We start from the raw sequence: 15,843 nt of genomic DNA, 5'->3' as shown, positions 1-15,843 counted from the left end.
TGCACACAAATATATTATCATACAATTCTGAATAGTTCAATGAAATTTGATTTATTTTTCATCTTTCTCTTTATTTTTAACAAACCCACACTGTTCATTACCGCAGACAAGTTTATTTCCCTTTTCTACCATATAACTTCCGCATTTCGGACATTTTTCTTCTGACGGCTTCTGCCATGACATAAAATCACATTCCGGATTATCCTCACATCCATAATAACGTCTGCCTTTCTTTGTCTTGCGCAATACAATGTCTTTTCCACATTTCGGGCAGGCAACTCCGATTTTCTCCAGATACGGTTTGGTGTTGCGGCATTCCGGGAATCCTGGACATGCAAGGAACTTTCCATGGGGACCGTATTTGATAACCATATTTCTTCCACATTCTTCGCAGACTACATCGGTTACCTCATCCTCGATTTTAACTGTTTCCAGCTCTTTTTCTGCTTTTTCAACCGCTTCTTTCAGATCCGGATAGAAATTGCTGATAACCGATTTCCACTCTACCTTTCCTTCTGCGATCATATCCAGAAGTCCTTCCATATAAGCGGTAAAGTTGACATCAACAATGCTTGCGAAAGACTGCTTCATAATATTATTGACCACTTCACCAAGCTCTGTCATATAAAGATTCTTGTTCTCTTTTGCAACGTATCTTCTTGTAATGATCGTAGAGATTGTTGGTGCATAGGTACTCGGACGTCCGATTCCAAGTTCTTCCAGTGTCTTTACAAGAGATGCCTCGGTGTAATGTGCAGGTGGCTGTGTGAAATGCTGCTTATAGTCAAAGGATTCTTTCGTCAGTTCTGAATCTTTATCGATACTATTGACCATTACATTTCCACTCTGTTTTTCCTCATCGCTTTCCACATATGCCAGACGGAAACCTTCAAATATAATCTTAGATGCCGATACCGTAAAACGGTAATCATCTGCTCCAATTTTAACAGAAGTTGTCTCATATTTTGCCGGCTGCATTCTGCTCGCCACAAAACGCTTCCAGATCAGCTGATACAGACGGAACTGGTCTCTTGTAAGAGATTCTTTGATTTCTGCCGGAACACGGGTAACATCTGACGGGCGGATGGCTTCGTGTGCATCCTGAATATTTTTCCCGTCATTTTTCTGCTTCTGTTCCGATGCAGTCTCTGCCACATACTCTTCTCCGTAGGCTTTTCCAACATAGGCTCTTGCATTTGCATCCGCCTCCTCAGAAATACGGGTCGAATCCGTACGCAGGTAAGTGATCAGACCAACCGTTCCACTTCCTTTAATATCTACACCTTCATAAAGCTGCTGTGCGATACGCATCGTCTTTGAAGTTGCAAAATTCAGTGCTTTGGATGCCTCCTGCTGAAGGGTACTGGTCGTAAACGGAAGCGGTGCTTTTTTACTTCTCTCTCCGCGTTTTACATCGACCACTTCATATTCTGCCTCTTCCAGATCTGCAAGAATCTTATGCAGTTCTTCTTCGTTATGGATGGTGATCTTCTCATCCTTTGTTCCATAGAATTTTGCTGTAAGAGGCTTCTTTTCTCCCTTTACCTTGAAATTGGCGTCCAGTGACCAGTATTCTTCCGGAATAAACGCTGCGATCTCATCTTCCCGGTCTGCAATGATGCGAAGTGCCACAGACTGCACACGACCGGCACTAAGTCCTCTTTTTACTTTTGCCCAGAGAACCGGACTGATCTTATATCCCACGATACGATCCAGCACACGACGCGCCTGCTGCGCATCTACCAGATCCATGTCGATATCACGTGCATTTTTCAGGGATGCCTTTACCGCACTTTTAGTGATCTCGTTAAAACTGATCCGGTATACTTTCTTTCCTTCCAGCTTAAGTGCTTTCATCAAGTGCCAGGAAATTGCTTCTCCTTCGCGGTCCGGGTCAGTTGCAAGATAAATCTTATCTGCTTTTTTTACTTCTTTTCTAAGTCCTGCAAGGATCTCACCTTTTCCTCTGATTGTAATGTATTTCGGCTCAAAGTCATGCTCCAGGTCTACTCCCATCTGACTTTTCGGCAAATCTCTTACATGTCCGTTTGATGCCATTACCACGTAATTGCTGCCGAGAAATTTCTTTATGGTCTTCACTTTTGTCGGTGACTCTACAATCACAAGATAACGTGCCATATATTATATTCCTCCATATTAATAGTGTCAGATCATTTAGCTCTGACATAATAATTTTTTGATCTTTCCTGAATGCATCCTTTCAACTGAAGAGATACACAGATTCCCATCACCTCCTGTGGAGTAAGTCCGGTTTCTCTCTGTAAATCATCCAGCCCCCGCGGATACAAACCGAGCTTACTATACACCAAATTTTCTTTCGTTTCAAGCTTTATTTTATTTTTCGTGTCTGATATAATTGCGATTTTCTTCTTTAGCAGCCCTTTTATAACCAGTTCTTCCAACAAATCTTCTTCATTCAGAAGAATCCCTGCTCCCTGCCGGATCAGGCGGTTACAACCACAGCTCAGTGGCTCTGTCACCATCCCCGGGAGAGCATAAATGTCTCTTCCTTGTTCAAGAGCCATGTCTGCTGTAATCAGGGATCCGCTCTTTTCTTTTGCCTCCATAACAAGTACCACATCGGCAAGTCCGCTGATCAGACGGTTTCTTGCCGGAAAATGCCAGGCAACCGGTGGCGTTCCCGGTGGCTGTTCAGACAGTATGCCTCCCCGCTTTATTAAATCTTTATAGAGTCCTTTATGTGCCGCAGGATAACATACATCTGCTCCGCCTCCCAGAACCGCAAATGTTTTCCCTCCGACATTTAATGCAGCCCGGTGTGCCATTCCGTCAATTCCCAGTGCCATTCCACTGATAATCTGGATTCCGCTCTCCGCAAGTCTTTCAACAAAGCGAAGCGTCATTTTCTCACCATAGCTGCTACATCTTCTGGCACCCACCACTGCCACCGACGGCATTCCCTCCCGTGGCATCTCCCCGATAAAAAAGAGTGCATACGGCATTCCCGCAAGTTCTTCAAACCGTTTCGGATAATTGTTCTGTCCCCGGACTGCCATCTGAATTCCCCGATCCACCACTTTTTGATACGCTTCCCTCCAATTCCTTTTTTTCTTACTTTCTTTCAGGATCCCCCACTCTTTTTCTGTAATTATCTGTTCTCTGATCCCTTTTTCTTCTATATAATATACTGCTTCCGCAGATCCGTTCTTTCTGCATAATTCACACTTTCTGTCACCTGTGATTCCTTCCACACACGCCAGCCAGTATGTATACCACATTTCACTCATTTCTCTTATCCCCAGTATTCTTTATCCATAACCCGATAACCCAGTGCCTCTCGGAGTGTCACAAGATCGATCTCCTCTTTTTCCTCCATATCTGCAATCGTCCGTGCCACCTTCAACACTTTATGATAGCTTCTCACCGTCAGCTTCATCACTTCATAAGCCTGGCGCATCATCCGTTCTTCCTCTTTCCCAAGACGGCAGTATTTTTCAATTTCATTTTGCCCCATCTGCGCATTTTTTGTCAGCTTTTCTTCTCGAAAACGATCCATCTGACGCATTCTTGCAAGCATCACTTTTCCTCGCATGGTTCTGGAATCCATCCCTGTTCCCTTTCCGGTCAGTTCTTCATATTCGACCTTGGGTGCCTCCATGCAGATATCAATCCGATCCAGAAACGGCTGGCTCAACTTTCCCTGATAATTCCGGATCTGCCCGGGCGTACAGGTACATTGGGGACCAGGAGCCATTCCGCAGGGACATGGATTTGTTGCAGCAACCAACATAAAGTCTGCCGGAAAAATATAAGCTCCCTGCTGCCTTGCCAGATGAATGCATTTTTCTTCCAACGGCTGCCTGAGCACTTCCAGAACACCTCTCGGAAACTCCGCCAGCTCATCCAGAAAAAGCACACCTCCATGCGCAAGTGTTGCTTCTCCCGGCGATGGGATTCGTCCGCCTCCGATGAGCGCTGCCCGTGTCACAGTATGATGGACCTCTCGGAACGGTCTCTGCCAGATCAGCGGATTCTTTCTTTTAAGCAGTCCAGCCGTACTGTAAATCCCCGTGATCTCCAGACTTTCTTCCCGGTCAAGCGGTGGTAGGATCGTCGGGATCCGTTTGGCAAGCATCGTCTTTCCGGAACCAGGCGGACCGACATAAAGCAGGTTATGTCCTCCTGCCACCGCCACCATCGTCGCTCTTTTTACTGCTTCCTGTCCCTGAATATCACTATAATCTATGTCCCATTCTTCCATTCCATGAGCCTCTTCCTGGTCAGGTTTCTCCATCTGAGGCATATACTCACCCTTCAGCCATCTGCATACCTCCTCCAGAGTCTCTGCCCCAAAAATCTGTATTCCCTGCGCCAGCCTTCCCTCATCCTCATTTGACTTTGGAATCACACAACACCTAAAACCAGCCTTCTTTGCTTCCAGAACAATCGGAAGGATTCCCTCTACCGGCTGTAGCTTTCCATCCAGTCCGAGCTCTCCTGCAAGTAAAATATCCTCCACTGCTTTTTCCGGGAAAATCCCCATTGCCCCAAGTACTGCAACTGCAATTGGAAGGTCAAATACCGATCCCTTCTTGCGGACACATGCCGGCGACAGATTGATCACAATCTTTTTCGCCGGCATGGTATAACCGGCATTGCGCATGGCAGTTCTTACCCGTTCTGCGGCTTCCTTTACCTCAGAAGACAGATATCCCACCATATGAAACATTGGAAGTCCGTTCCCTGCATCTGCCTCTACCTGCACAAATTCTACTTTCAGCCCCAGAATCGTTGCCGAATGTACCTTATAAAATCCCATATTAAATTCACCCTTGCCTTTCCCCGGCAAAAGTTCAGAAGTTTTATTTCAGAAAATGTATGGCGAAATGCCATGAGTGATTTGCTAAAAGAAAACCGATATCTTTTAGAAAATGTATCCTTATGATAGTATGGGGAGGGGATTTTGTCAAGATGATTGGGAGGGGAAATTTGTGGGAGTAGGTTGTGAGGTCATCGTGGGAGAATCATCTCTTTCGATTCCATTGTGCAAACCATTCCGAGAAGCCTCTGAAAGCGAAAATCATTTTCAGCAATGGCTTCAATGATTTTTGAGTCTTCTCTCCATTGCACAATAAGTAAATCGAAAGAGATGATTTTCCCACGACAACCGCCGTACTTTACTGGCAAAGTTTTGCCTTGCTGTATCATAGATGGGACAAAATGCCACTGCACAGGTGGGATGGAACCCTGTGTGCAGTGGCATTTTCTAAATAAGCATTATTTGCTTAATCTTTGTTTCATGTATTCGTTGGCGTTTAATTCCAGGGTGTCTTCCAGTGGCGCAAGTGGTTCTATTTGACCGTATTTACGTTCTAGGGCAGTTTGTAATATAAAATCACAGAGTACCGGGTTCTTTGGTAAAAGGGAGCCGTGCGAATAGGTTCCGAAGACATTTTTGTAGCGGGCTCCTTCGGTTTGGTCTTCTCCGTTGTTGCCGTAGCCTTTGAGCATTTTGCCGAGTGGTGATACGCCTTCACCCAGGTAGGTCTTGCCGGAATGATTTTCAAAGCCGACTACGACAGCTCCACTGCTCTCCGGGAGGGTCTCAAACATATAATTGCCGATCATACGCTCTTTTGATCCAACGGTATGAATGTTGATCGCGCCGGTAAAATCGAGCTGGACACCATCCCAGGTCTTATAATACTGGCCAAGCATCTGATAGCCTCCGCAGATTGCGAGGAAGGTCTTTTCATCTTCCACAGCCGCGCGGATCTCTGCTGCTTTTCCGGTCCCCAGGTCTTTCAGAAGGACTTCCTGTTCAAAATCCTGACCTCCGCCAATGAAGAAGATATCATAGCGGTTTGCATCCAGAGTTTCTCCGATCGAGCAGCCTTCTACATTGACCTTGATTCCCCGATCCTCCATACGACGTTTCATTGTAATGATATTGCCCCGGTCTCCATACAGATTAAGGATGTCCGGATAGAGATGACAAATATTCAGTTCCATAATTCCCTCCTTATTCGTAAAATGCCTTGATATCAGTATGCTTGCTGATCTCGCCGCGCAGATCAAACATAGCGGTATAAGTCGGCATAATAAATGTCGGTGTCTCATCCGCTCCGATTGCTTCTAAAAGGTTCTCATAGTCGCGGATCACTTCAATCCGTCCAGTGTCAAATCCTGCATATTTCAGGCGGAGCGCCATATCATCTGCACGGACTCCGGATACCAGAATACGGGTAAAACGTGCGCTCTGGCGGGCAAGTGCTTCAAAATCCACATCCCAGATCCAGCTGATATCGGTTCCATCTGCATAACGGTCATTCAGAAGGAACGCAATCTTGCACTCTTCCTCATCATTAGAGATCTGGTTGATGACCTGATTGTACCCTGCCGGGTTCTTGACAAGCATCATACGTGCTTTAGACTTGCCAAGTTCAAACTGTTCCGCACGTCCGAAACCACACTCAAATCTGCTGAGTGCATCAACTGCTGTGTCTTCATCGATTCCAACAATCTTCGCAGCCGCAACACAGGCTGCCGCATTGTAAATATTGTAACCTCCCGGAAGATTAATGTGCACATCATGGCTATGCCCGAATGCATTTAACACGATATCCGAAGAATCTGCTCCGGTACGCACTACCTGCGTCACGCCAACCTGCGGTGTCTGCCGGTGATATCCACATTTCGGACAGCGGAAACCACCAAGATGGCTGTAAGTTCTGTAATCGTATTCATATTCTGTCTTACAATGAATACAGTACACTGCATCAGACAATTCAAACGCTGTCTCTTTGTAAATCGGCACATCCACCCCGAACCATACAACCTTATTCGGTACATCATCTGCAAGAGATGACGTCAATGAACAGTCCGCGTTCAGGCACAGGGTTGCATCCGGTACGTGGGTAATTCCTTCGCGGATTGCATTCAACGTGTGGGTGATCTCCCCATATCTGTCCAACTGGTCACGGAAAATATTGTTGACTACCAGACACTCTACCGGCAGCATCTCACTGGTCTTACGGAACGCTGCCTCATCGCACTCGATCAGTGCGTGTGTGTAGGAACACTTGCCAGAAAGACTGCAGTGCTGTGCAAACACCGTAATGATCCCGGTCAGAAGATTGGCACCGGATTTATTTGCGAAGTACTTATATCCGGCTTCTTCAAATGCCTGCTCGATCATACGGGACGTGGTCGTCTTTCCATTGGTTCCGGTCACTACCGTAACCTTCACCCCACGTGATAATTCCTTTAAAATATCTTTGTCAATTTTTAATGCGATCTTGCCCGGCAGGTTCGTTCCGCCTCGTCCCATCCGCCGCAGAACTGCATTGGATGTCTTACAGGCAAGTACCGCTAATCTTGTCCTTATTCCCATAATTTTTTCCTTTTCTCTCGTAATCTCATTTCTTTTGTAAAACATATCTGCTACTACATGATTCAACGCTCATTATAACGCATTTTCAGACGTACCACAAGCGCAAAATAACCCGAATGGAAAAGCACAGAACATTTCACTTTTACATACAATGTTAGTAACTCTATTTTGAGGTAATCGTATTGAAATCCTTTCCTCCGCCTCTTACTCCAAAAGAGGAATCCGAGCTTCTGAGACGCAGTGCAGACGGTGACAATGAGGCCCGTCATATTCTGATCGAGCGCAATCTCCGTCTGGTCGCTCATGTCATAAAAAAATATCAGCATCTGGAGGACGATACAGAAGATCTTCTGTCCATTGGAACCATCGGCCTTATCAAAGCAGTTTCCACCTTTAACCCGGACAAAAAAGCCCGGCTTGCCACCTACGCCTGCCGCTGCATCGAAAATGAACTTCTGATGATGCTGCGCACCAAGCGGAAGAGTAACCGGGAAACCTCCCTATACGAACCGATTGGTACAGACCGGGAAGGGAATGAGATCCGCCTGTATGATGTCATCGAATCTGATGAAGAAGATGCCTGTATGCAGCTTGCCCTGAAAAATGATATTTCTCTTCTCTATGAAAAACTGGAATCCGTTCTCACCGACCGCGAACAGCTGGTACTGAAAAAACGCTACGGTCTTTATGGTGAAAAAGAATATACCCAGAAAGAAGTTGCAGCTTCTCTTGGCATCTCACGTTCCTACGTTTCGCGAATTGAAAAAGGGGCGATTCAAAAACTCCGCCCCTGCTTTCTTCCTTCTCATTTTTAATTTTTGCCGGTCTAAATCCTGTCTGTCCATTTTAAAATTCATGATGCTTCTTTCACACCGGCAGACAGGACACTCTACTCAAACATTCCTATACCAAAAAGCAGAATGCCAAGTCCCAGAAAGACGCTACTTACAAGCACAAGCCCCAACAGAGTTTTCTTTTTCTCTCTTGGCAGAAGTCCCCTGTCGTATCCTGGCTGTCCTTTATGGATCAGGTAATTTCCCGCATAAATCAGAAACGGTCCTGCCGAAGCATAAATAAAATACACCGCCACCGTCACAAGCAAAATGCCTGTCGATGCCATAGCTTCTGCACTTTCCATCTGCTCTGAAGCCACACTGGAAGTAAGCTGTAAAAGCAATGTCGGTAACGCATTATTGATCAGATGGAAGAACATGTTATAAAACATGTTATCCGTCTCGGCAAGCAGATATCCCATGGCGATTCCAAGCATCGCTGTCGGCACAAACCGCCAGAAGCTTCCGTGAAATGCACCGAACACTGCTGCACTGATCAGAATTGCCGGCCATGGACTCCTAAAGCCACGAAAACAGCTGAAAAGCCCGCCTCTGAATGCTATTTCCTCAAAAATCGCCGGCGTGACACAGATCAGAAGAAATGCAAGTCCAAACGGCAGTCCGCCGGATAATTCACTCACACTTTCTGTAGCCCCACTCATCTGCTCCGGAAATACATAAAGCAGGATCGATGTCGGAATCATCGTGATCAGAAGGGTTCCGATCCACATCAGCAATGTTCCGACAGTCTTTGCGATCGTCGGTCTGTGAAATGGAAATGCACGCTTTACGTCTTCCCTGAAAAGCACTACTATTCCAAGTGCCAGCACCGCAAGAAGACCCTCATACATTGGAATTCCCCACTCACCAAAATAATAGACACAAAATCTGGAAAGCCAGAATATATCCACGCCGTACAGAAGGATCAGTACGATCGCCGCATATGGCTTCCACGTTTTTTTATTCATCTGCTTCCTCTTTTCTTCTGAGAATATCGTACTTGTCAGCCCTACCGGACAGTTCTACATACAGTACCTGCTTCGGATGTGGTGCACTCTCCTGTTCTTCTCCTTCTTCATTTACGATCCGTTTTACCTGAACCTCCACGTTATCTCCGTTCGGTTTCATGATCTCAATCGTCTCGCCCACCGAAAATTTATTTCTCTGTTCGATCTTCACCATACCGTCTTTAATCTCTTCTGTGATTCCAAGATATGTGTACTCCCGGATATAGGTGTTGCTGTCATAAATCTGTGCCTCTTCCGATGGTTTTCCAAAGAAAAATCCAGTTGTAAACTGCCGATAGGTACAATTCGAGATCTGGTCCAGATACCACGGCATATTCTTCCTGTAAAGCTCCGGATCTTTCTGATAATCATCAATTGCTTTCCGGTATGTTCTCGCTACAGTTGCCACATACAGAGCCGTTTTCATTCTTCCTTCGATCTTGAAGCTGTCAATCCCCGCATCGATAAGCTCCGGAATATGTTCGATCATGCAGAGGTCTTTTGAATTGAAAATATACGTTCCTCTCTCATTTTCATAAACCGGCATATATTCTCCCGGACGGGTTTCTTCCACAACAGAATATTTCCAGCGGCACGGATGAGTGCATGCGCCATGGTTTGCATCCCTGCCTGTAAAGAAATTACTGAGCAGACATCTTCCGGAATAAGAAATACACATTGCACCGTGTACGAATGTCTCAATCTCCAGATCATCCGGGATATGTGCACGGATTTCTTTGATCTCACGCATGGAAAGTTCTCTTGCAGATACAACTCTGCTCGCCCCTTGTCTGTACCAGAACATATAAGTTGCATAATTTGTATTATTGGCCTGTGTACTCACATGTCTTTCAATTTCCGGACATACTTCTTTTGCGATCTCAAATACACCCGGATCAGCAATGATCAATGCATCCGGTTTTATTTCCTTTAACTCTTTAAAATATTCCCGCACGCCTTCCAGATCGTAGTTATGTGCCAGAATATTTGCAGTTACATATACTTTTACATCATGCTCATGTGCAAACCGGATTCCTTCCATCATATCTTCTTTGGAAAAGTTCTTTGCCTTTGCACGAAGTCCAAATGCTTCTCCTCCAATATAAACTGCATCTGCTCCAAATACGACTGCAGTCTTCAACACTTCCAGGCTGCTTGCCGGTATCAATAATTCAGGATGTCTTGACATTATTTTTTTCCTTTCTGTTACTGTTATCTCCTGTTTTTATTTTCGCACGCTCAGTGCCACTCCATCTCCCAGCGGAAGAATAGATGTCTCAAGCTCAGGATGATGTTTCAGAGTATACAGATACTCCCTCATCCGGCTATGGATCGTGCGGTCTCTTCTTTCCACCGCAAACCGTGACTCAATAATATCTCCGTCCTGCAACACATTATCCGTGATCAGGATCCCTCCCGGCACAAGGAAACGCATCACCTGTTCTAAATATGCCGGATATTGTCCCTTTGCGGCATCCATAAACACAAAATCAAATCCTGCATCATCCGGCATGCCTTTCATAATCTCCAGTGCATCGCCTTCAAGCAACATAATTTTCTGTTCCATACCTGCCCTGGCAAAATTGGCTCTGGCAATTGGAATCCTTTTTTCGTAATTTTCGATTGTTGTAATGCGACATTCCTCCGGAGAATATTTTCCCATCAGAATTGCCGAAAATCCAACTGCTGTCCCAATTTCAAGAATCTTTACCGGACGTTTGATCTCCAGCATTACTTTCAGAAAACTTTTTGTCTCTTTGCGGATGATCGGAACCATGTCCGCAAGGGCTTCCTGTTCGATCTCATCGAGAACGGGGATGTCCGCGCTTTCCAGAGAATGGAGGTAAGTCGTCAGTCGTTCTTCTACTATCATATCTTCCTCTTTTCTTCCAAGGGAATTCTTATCCTATACATTTATCATAGAAGCGCAGACAAAGTTTATTTTCTTTTCAACTCTGACTGCGCTTCTTTATGCAGATATCTTCGCATCTGCTTATTTTCATAAAAATGCCACAGGCATCTTTATATTATACATCCATAATGATCGGAAGGATCATTGGTTTTCTCTTGGTTCTTTTCCAGATAAAATCATTCATTGTGTCGCGGATCACAAGCTTAATCTTGCTCCAGTCAGCATGACGGCTCATCAGACATTTTTCAACCGCTTCCGTAACAACCTTCCGTGCCTCTTCCATCAGGCTTTCAGATTCACGTACATAAACAAATCCACGGGATACGATATCAGGTCCGGCAAGAAGCTGGTTGGTACGCTTTTCCAGTGTCAGAACAACAATCAGGATTCCGTCTTCTGCCAGATGCTGACGATCACGCAGTACAATATTACCGACATCACCAACACCGAGTCCATCTACCAGGATTTCTCCTGTGTGTACCTTATCTAAAACTTCTGCACTTTCATCATCCAGTGCGAGTACATCGCCTGACTTGAGGATAAAAATGTTGTCCTTCGGAATCCCAAGAGATTTTGCAATACCTGCGTTCGCTTTCAGATGACGGTATTCTCCGTGAACCGGAATTGCATATTTTGGTTTTACCAGTGAATAGATCAGCTTCAGCTCTTCCTGGCACGCATGTCCGGATACGTGCGTATCCTGGAAAATAACATTCGCTCCCTTTTCAGAGAGTTCATTGATGATATTCGATACCGCTTTTTCATTACCCGGGATCGGATTAGAGCTTAAAATGATCGTGTCACCCGGCATGATCGAGATCTTCTTATGGATATCTGCTGCCATACGTGACAGAGCCGCCATAGATTCTCCCTGGCTTCCGGTTGTGATGATCGTTGTCTTCTCTCTTGGATAGTTTTTCAACTGATCTGTCTCGATCAGCGTATTCTCCGGCACATTCAAATAGCCAAGCTCTGATGCAACCGAAATGATATTTACCATACTGCGGCCTTCTACAACTACTTTACGTCCATACTTGTAAGACGTATTGATGATCTGCTGTACACGGTCTACATTCGAAGCGAAGGTTGCTACAATAATTCTTGTATTGGAGTGTTCGGCAAAAAGCCGGTCAAATGTAGCTCCCACTGTCCTTTCTGACTGTGTAAAACCAGGTCTCTCCGCATTGGTACTGTCTGACATCAATGCCAGTACCCCTTTCTTGCCAATTTCTGCAAAACGCTGCAGATCAATCGCATCACCAAATACCGGTGTATAATCTACCTTAAAGTCTCCGGTATGCACAACAATACCTGCCGGCGAATAGATTGCCAGTGCCGATGCATCCTGGATACTGTGGTTCGTCTTGATAAATTCAATTCTGAATTTTCCAAGATTGATCGACTGTCCATGGCGCACTACTTTTCTTTTGGTTGAGCGGAGAAGATTGTGCTCTGTGAGCTTTTTCTCGATAATTCCCATAGTCAGCTTTGTTGTATAAATCGGCAGATTAATCTCTTTAAGCACATAAGGAAGCGCTCCAATGTGATCCTCATGTCCATGTGTGATCACAAAACCCTTCACCTTATCCGCATTGCTCTTAAGGTAACTGATATCCGGGATTACAAGATCGATTCCGAGCATATCATCTTCCGGGAACGACAATCCGCAATCTACTACAATAATACTGTCTTCATATTCAAAGGCAGTGATATTCATTCCGATCTTTTCAAGGCCTCCAAGCGGAATGATCTTAAGTTTTGAGTTGCTTTTTTTCTTCAATCTCACACCTCCATATATTTTATGTATCTCATCCGTACATTTAATTATCGTAAAATTCGGAGTCCGCCTCTGTGTGCGAACCCCGTTCTTATCTGTCAGAAATATTCTTTTGACAGTTCCGTCTACACTTCAATCTCCACATCCTCCAGAAGCTCTTCGAACACCTTGAGTACGGCATTAAGCTCTACTTCCTCTTCTACCATCTCATAAACGCTGTCCTTCTCTTCCGGCGTACTTGTATCCTTCAAGATCAGGCACTCTGCATCATCCTCTTCTGAATCTGCAACCAGAAGGTAAGTCACTCCATTCAGTCTGGTCTGCTCCACAACAAAAAATTCTTCTGCTTCGCCGCCTTCTCCGCATGTAAACGTTAATTTTTCATTCTTCATATACTTTCCCCTTATCGTCTGATTGTATTCCAAAGCCTGTTACTTTTGCATACCCAGAGAGTCCAGATATCCCTGCAATATAAATACAGCCGCGATTTGATCCACATACTGCTTGCGGTTCTCCCGTCTTACGCCGGATTCCATAAGTGTCCGTTCCGCTTCCACCGTTGTAAGGCGCTCATCCCACATCACGATCTCAATGCCGGTACGCCGCTTCAGCATCTCTCCAAATTCCAGTGCCTTCTCTGCCCGTTCTCCGATATCATTATTCATATGTTTCGGAAAACCGATCACAAACTTCTCTACTCCATATTCGGTTGCAAGGCTCTCAATCCTTGCCAGTGTCTTCCGAAGCTTGTTCTCGTCCTTCCTCGTAACCGTCTCCACTGCCTGTGCCGTAATCCCCAGAGGATCACTTACAGCAACACCTACGGTCTTCGTACCATAATCAAGTCCCATTATCCGCATCATATCTTCAACCTACAGTTCATGTCTGATATAAGCTTTTAATAATTCTTCTACTATCTCATCCCGCTCAACCTTCATCACAAGGCTTCTTGCTCCGTTATAGCTGGTAATGTATGTAGGATCACCGGACATAATGTATCCTACAATCTGATTCACCGGATTATATCCTTTTTCCACCAGAGCATTATATACAATTTCCAGAATATCTTTTGCCTGGATCTGTGGTCCTGTCTCTACCTGAAAAAATTGTGTATTCGTTATATCTTTCATCTTACGACCTCCAATACTTCATATTCATTTTAATATAATCTATACAAAAATTCAATGCATAATTTGTGAAAGTGAAGTAAGTTCTATCTCTTTTAACTGATTGGTCCACCGGTCTGCCTGTTCCGGTTCGCATGGAACCCCAATCCGCAGATATTCCTTGGTGTGCCCTGTGACATAATTTTTCCCATCACGCTCTGTCATCTCTTCAAATAGAACTTCCACCTTTTTTCCAAGCCATCCTTCTTCATAGCGCTGCATTTTTTTACGGTTCAGTTCCAGCATGATATTGCTTCTTCGCGTTTTTTCATGTTCCGGGATCTGCCCGTCCATCTTCGCAGCCTTCGTTCCCTGGCGCTTTGAATACTTAAATATATGAGTCTCATAAAAATTGATGCTGTCTACAAAGTCCCGGGAGGCTTCAAATTCTTCCTCTGATTCCTGCGGGAATCCTACGATCACATCGGTTGTCAGTGCCGGATTTTCAAAATACTTCCGGAGAAGCTCACATTTTTCCCGATATTCTGCCGCATCATATCTGCGGTTCATCCGTTTCAGGGTTGCATCACATCCGCTCTGCAGAGACAGGTGAAAATGCGGACATATCTTCGGCAGGCAAGCCAGTTCTTTTGCAAATTCTTCCGTCACGATACGCGGTTCCAGAGAACCCAGACGGATCCTTTTGATCCCTTCAACTCCATGTACCGCGCGGATCAGATCCAGGAGTCCTTCTGTCTGCTTTCCATTTTCATCTTTCCATTCCAATCCGTAAGAACTGAGATGGATTCCGGTAAGCACCACTTCCTGATACCCATGTTCCGCAAGTGTACGCACCTCTTCCACTACATCTTCCTTTTTCCTGCTGCGCACGCGTCCTCTCGCATAAGGAATGATGCAGTAGGTACAGAACTGGTTGCAGCCATCCTGCACTTTCAGATATGCCCTTGTATGCTCTGCTGTCCGGGAAAGATGGAGGCTCTCATACTCGAAGGTATGGTTAATGTCAATGACCTCCTGCATCTGTTCCGGAATGTCTTCTTTAAAATATTCTTCCAGAAGGCGGATCAGATCCTTTTTTTTATTATTCCCGATTACAATATCTATATTCTCATCCAGCTCACCCATATCCGCCTGCGCCTGCACATAACAGCCGGCCGCTACGATCACTGCATCAGGATTCTGTTTTCGGGCACGATGGATCATCTGTCTGGACTTGCGGTCTGCCATATTCGTCACCGAGCAGGTATTGATCACATAGACATCTGCCAGATCATGAAACGGTACGATCTCATATCCGTTCTTTTCCAGCAGTTCCTGCATCGCTTCTGTTTCATAAGCATTTACCTTACAGCCCAGGTTGTGTAATGCTGCTTTTTTCATAAATTCATCCTACTTTCAATATTTATAACATTTAACGAAAATTTCATTCATTCTTCGGCGTTTTGTTCCTTGACTTTTTTATGTATAACTTTTAATATAACTATAGAAAATGAAATCAAGGAGGTGTGTTTTCAATGAAAACCGTACAAATTTCTTTAAATTCTATCGACAAAGTAAAATCATTCGTAAACGAAATCACAAAATACGATTACGATTTTGACCTGGTATCCGGAAGATATGTGATTGATGCAAAATCTATCATGGGTATCTTCAGTCTTGATCTTTCTAAACCGATCGATCTGAACATCCATGCTGAGAACCAGGATGCTGATAACATCATCGAACTTCTGAAACCATACTTAGTATAATAGAATGTGAAGTATCAGGACGCAGTACATTTTCTGTACTGCGTCCTTTCTTTTTTTGAGGAGA

The 15,843-nt window shown here is 44.8% G+C and carries 15 protein-coding genes; 2 read left to right on the top strand and 13 right to left on the bottom strand.

Features of this window, described 5'->3' with window-relative positions; translation table 11 throughout:
* Positions 1-51: 51 nt before the first annotated feature.
* The 5 genes from topA to PGR14_RS00575 all read right to left on the bottom strand — a co-directional run bounded on the left by topA (position 52) and on the right by PGR14_RS00575 (position 7,375).
* Positions 52-2,139 carry a type I DNA topoisomerase gene (topA, locus tag PGR14_RS00595; protein ID WP_055246879.1) on the bottom strand — a complete coding sequence of 696 codons (2,088 nt, stop codon included), beginning with the start codon at positions 2,137-2,139 and terminating at the stop codon, positions 52-54.
* 32 nt (positions 2,140-2,171) lie between these two features.
* On the bottom strand, positions 2,172-3,269 hold the full coding sequence (gene dprA / locus PGR14_RS00590; RefSeq protein WP_008375019.1) for a DNA-processing protein DprA: 1,098 nt from the start codon (positions 3,267-3,269) through the stop codon (positions 2,172-2,174).
* Positions 3,270-3,274: 5 nt separating this feature from the next.
* The gene (locus PGR14_RS00585; protein ID WP_055155628.1) at positions 3,275-4,801 is read right to left on the bottom strand and encodes a YifB family Mg chelatase-like AAA ATPase; all 1,527 of its coding nucleotides are present in this window, start codon (positions 4,799-4,801) and stop codon (positions 3,275-3,277) included.
* A gap of 458 nt (positions 4,802-5,259) precedes the next feature.
* Positions 5,260-5,994 carry a type 1 glutamine amidotransferase gene (locus PGR14_RS00580; protein WP_022220376.1) on the bottom strand — a complete coding sequence of 245 codons (735 nt, stop codon included), beginning with the start codon at positions 5,992-5,994 and terminating at the stop codon, positions 5,260-5,262.
* Positions 5,995-6,004: 10 nt separating this feature from the next.
* The gene (locus tag PGR14_RS00575; RefSeq protein ID WP_243868426.1) at positions 6,005-7,375 is read right to left on the bottom strand and encodes a Mur ligase family protein; all 1,371 of its coding nucleotides are present in this window, start codon (positions 7,373-7,375) and stop codon (positions 6,005-6,007) included.
* A 182-nt stretch (positions 7,376-7,557) separates the two neighbouring features.
* On the opposite strand from PGR14_RS00575, the gene sigK reads away from it, so the two are divergent.
* Positions 7,558-8,190: an RNA polymerase sporulation sigma factor SigK gene (gene sigK / locus PGR14_RS00570; protein WP_055260587.1), complete on the top strand. Its 633-nt coding sequence runs from the start codon at positions 7,558-7,560 to the stop codon at positions 8,188-8,190.
* A gap of 74 nt (positions 8,191-8,264) precedes the next feature.
* Here the strand turns inward: sigK and PGR14_RS00565 are convergent, their stop codons facing one another.
* The 8 genes from PGR14_RS00565 to mtaB all read right to left on the bottom strand — a co-directional run bounded on the left by PGR14_RS00565 (position 8,265) and on the right by mtaB (position 15,411).
* Positions 8,265-9,176: a CPBP family intramembrane glutamic endopeptidase gene (locus tag PGR14_RS00565; protein WP_173686488.1), complete on the bottom strand. Its 912-nt coding sequence runs from the start codon at positions 9,174-9,176 to the stop codon at positions 8,265-8,267.
* Positions 9,169-10,404 carry a peptidase U32 family protein gene (locus PGR14_RS00560; protein WP_055155632.1) on the bottom strand — a complete coding sequence of 412 codons (1,236 nt, stop codon included), beginning with the start codon at positions 10,402-10,404 and terminating at the stop codon, positions 9,169-9,171. Before PGR14_RS00560 ends, PGR14_RS00565 begins: the two co-directional genes overlap by 8 nt.
* Positions 10,405-10,440: 36 nt before the next feature.
* Positions 10,441-11,088: an O-methyltransferase gene (locus PGR14_RS00555; RefSeq protein ID WP_173686487.1), complete on the bottom strand. Its 648-nt coding sequence runs from the start codon at positions 11,086-11,088 to the stop codon at positions 10,441-10,443.
* Between the two features lie 154 nt (positions 11,089-11,242).
* Positions 11,243-12,907: a ribonuclease J gene (locus PGR14_RS00550; protein WP_022220372.1), complete on the bottom strand. Its 1,665-nt coding sequence runs from the start codon at positions 12,905-12,907 to the stop codon at positions 11,243-11,245.
* Positions 12,908-13,029: 122 nt separating this feature from the next.
* Entirely contained in the window at positions 13,030-13,296 is a 267-nt protein-coding gene (locus PGR14_RS00545; protein ID WP_055246887.1) for a DUF1292 domain-containing protein, read from the bottom strand.
* A 39-nt stretch (positions 13,297-13,335) separates the two neighbouring features.
* Positions 13,336-13,764: a Holliday junction resolvase RuvX gene (gene ruvX, locus PGR14_RS00540; RefSeq protein ID WP_044999233.1), complete on the bottom strand. Its 429-nt coding sequence runs from the start codon at positions 13,762-13,764 to the stop codon at positions 13,336-13,338.
* Between the two features lie 12 nt (positions 13,765-13,776).
* A complete protein-coding gene (locus tag PGR14_RS00535; RefSeq protein WP_008374998.1) occupies positions 13,777-14,034 on the bottom strand; it encodes an IreB family regulatory phosphoprotein in 258 nt (85 codons plus the stop codon).
* Between the two features lie 51 nt (positions 14,035-14,085).
* Positions 14,086-15,411, bottom strand: coding sequence for a tRNA (N(6)-L-threonylcarbamoyladenosine(37)-C(2))-methylthiotransferase MtaB (mtaB, locus tag PGR14_RS00530; protein WP_008374996.1), 1,326 nt, complete (start codon positions 15,409-15,411; stop codon positions 14,086-14,088).
* Between the two features lie 134 nt (positions 15,412-15,545).
* On the opposite strand from mtaB, the gene PGR14_RS00525 reads away from it, so the two are divergent.
* A complete protein-coding gene (locus PGR14_RS00525; protein WP_008374994.1) occupies positions 15,546-15,779 on the top strand; it encodes an HPr family phosphocarrier protein in 234 nt (77 codons plus the stop codon).
* Positions 15,780-15,843: the final 64 nt, after the last annotated feature.

Origin of the sequence: Coprococcus sp. AF99-45, from assembly GCF_027663865.1 — a bacterium.
Lineage (GTDB): Bacteria > Bacillota > Clostridia > Lachnospirales > Lachnospiraceae > Allocoprococcus > Allocoprococcus comes.
The sequence above is the reverse complement of the archived record's forward strand: the minus strand, read 5'-3'. Positions and strand labels throughout refer to the sequence as shown.

Bases quoted from the DNA above. Each gene is read 5' to 3' on its own strand.
- dprA (WP_008375019.1), bottom strand. From the start codon at position 3,269: ATGAGTGAAATGTGGTATACATACTGGCTGGCGTGTGTGGAAGGAATC.
- mtaB (WP_008374996.1), bottom strand. From the start codon at position 15,411: ATGAAAAAAGCAGCATTACACAACCTGGGCTGTAAGGTAAATGCTTAT.
- ruvX (WP_044999233.1), bottom strand. From the start codon at position 13,764: ATGCGGATAATGGGACTTGATTATGGTACGAAGACCGTAGGTGTTGCT.
- PGR14_RS00565 (WP_173686488.1), bottom strand. From the start codon at position 9,176: ATGAATAAAAAAACGTGGAAGCCATATGCGGCGATCGTACTGATCCTT.
- PGR14_RS00575 (WP_243868426.1), bottom strand. From the start codon at position 7,375: ATGGGAATAAGGACAAGATTAGCGGTACTTGCCTGTAAGACATCCAAT.
- PGR14_RS00535 (WP_008374998.1), bottom strand. From the start codon at position 14,034: ATGAAAGATATAACGAATACACAATTTTTTCAGGTAGAGACAGGACCA.
- PGR14_RS00580 (WP_022220376.1), bottom strand. From the start codon at position 5,994: ATGGAACTGAATATTTGTCATCTCTATCCGGACATCCTTAATCTGTAT.
- PGR14_RS00555 (WP_173686487.1), bottom strand. From the start codon at position 11,088: ATGATAGTAGAAGAACGACTGACGACTTACCTCCATTCTCTGGAAAGC.
- PGR14_RS00525 (WP_008374994.1), top strand. From the start codon at position 15,546: ATGAAAACCGTACAAATTTCTTTAAATTCTATCGACAAAGTAAAATCA.
- PGR14_RS00545 (WP_055246887.1), bottom strand. From the start codon at position 13,296: ATGAAGAATGAAAAATTAACGTTTACATGCGGAGAAGGCGGCGAAGCA.
- PGR14_RS00585 (WP_055155628.1), bottom strand. From the start codon at position 4,801: ATGGGATTTTATAAGGTACATTCGGCAACGATTCTGGGGCTGAAAGTA.
- PGR14_RS00560 (WP_055155632.1), bottom strand. From the start codon at position 10,404: ATGTCAAGACATCCTGAATTATTGATACCGGCAAGCAGCCTGGAAGTG.
- topA (WP_055246879.1), bottom strand. From the start codon at position 2,139: ATGGCACGTTATCTTGTGATTGTAGAGTCACCGACAAAAGTGAAGACC.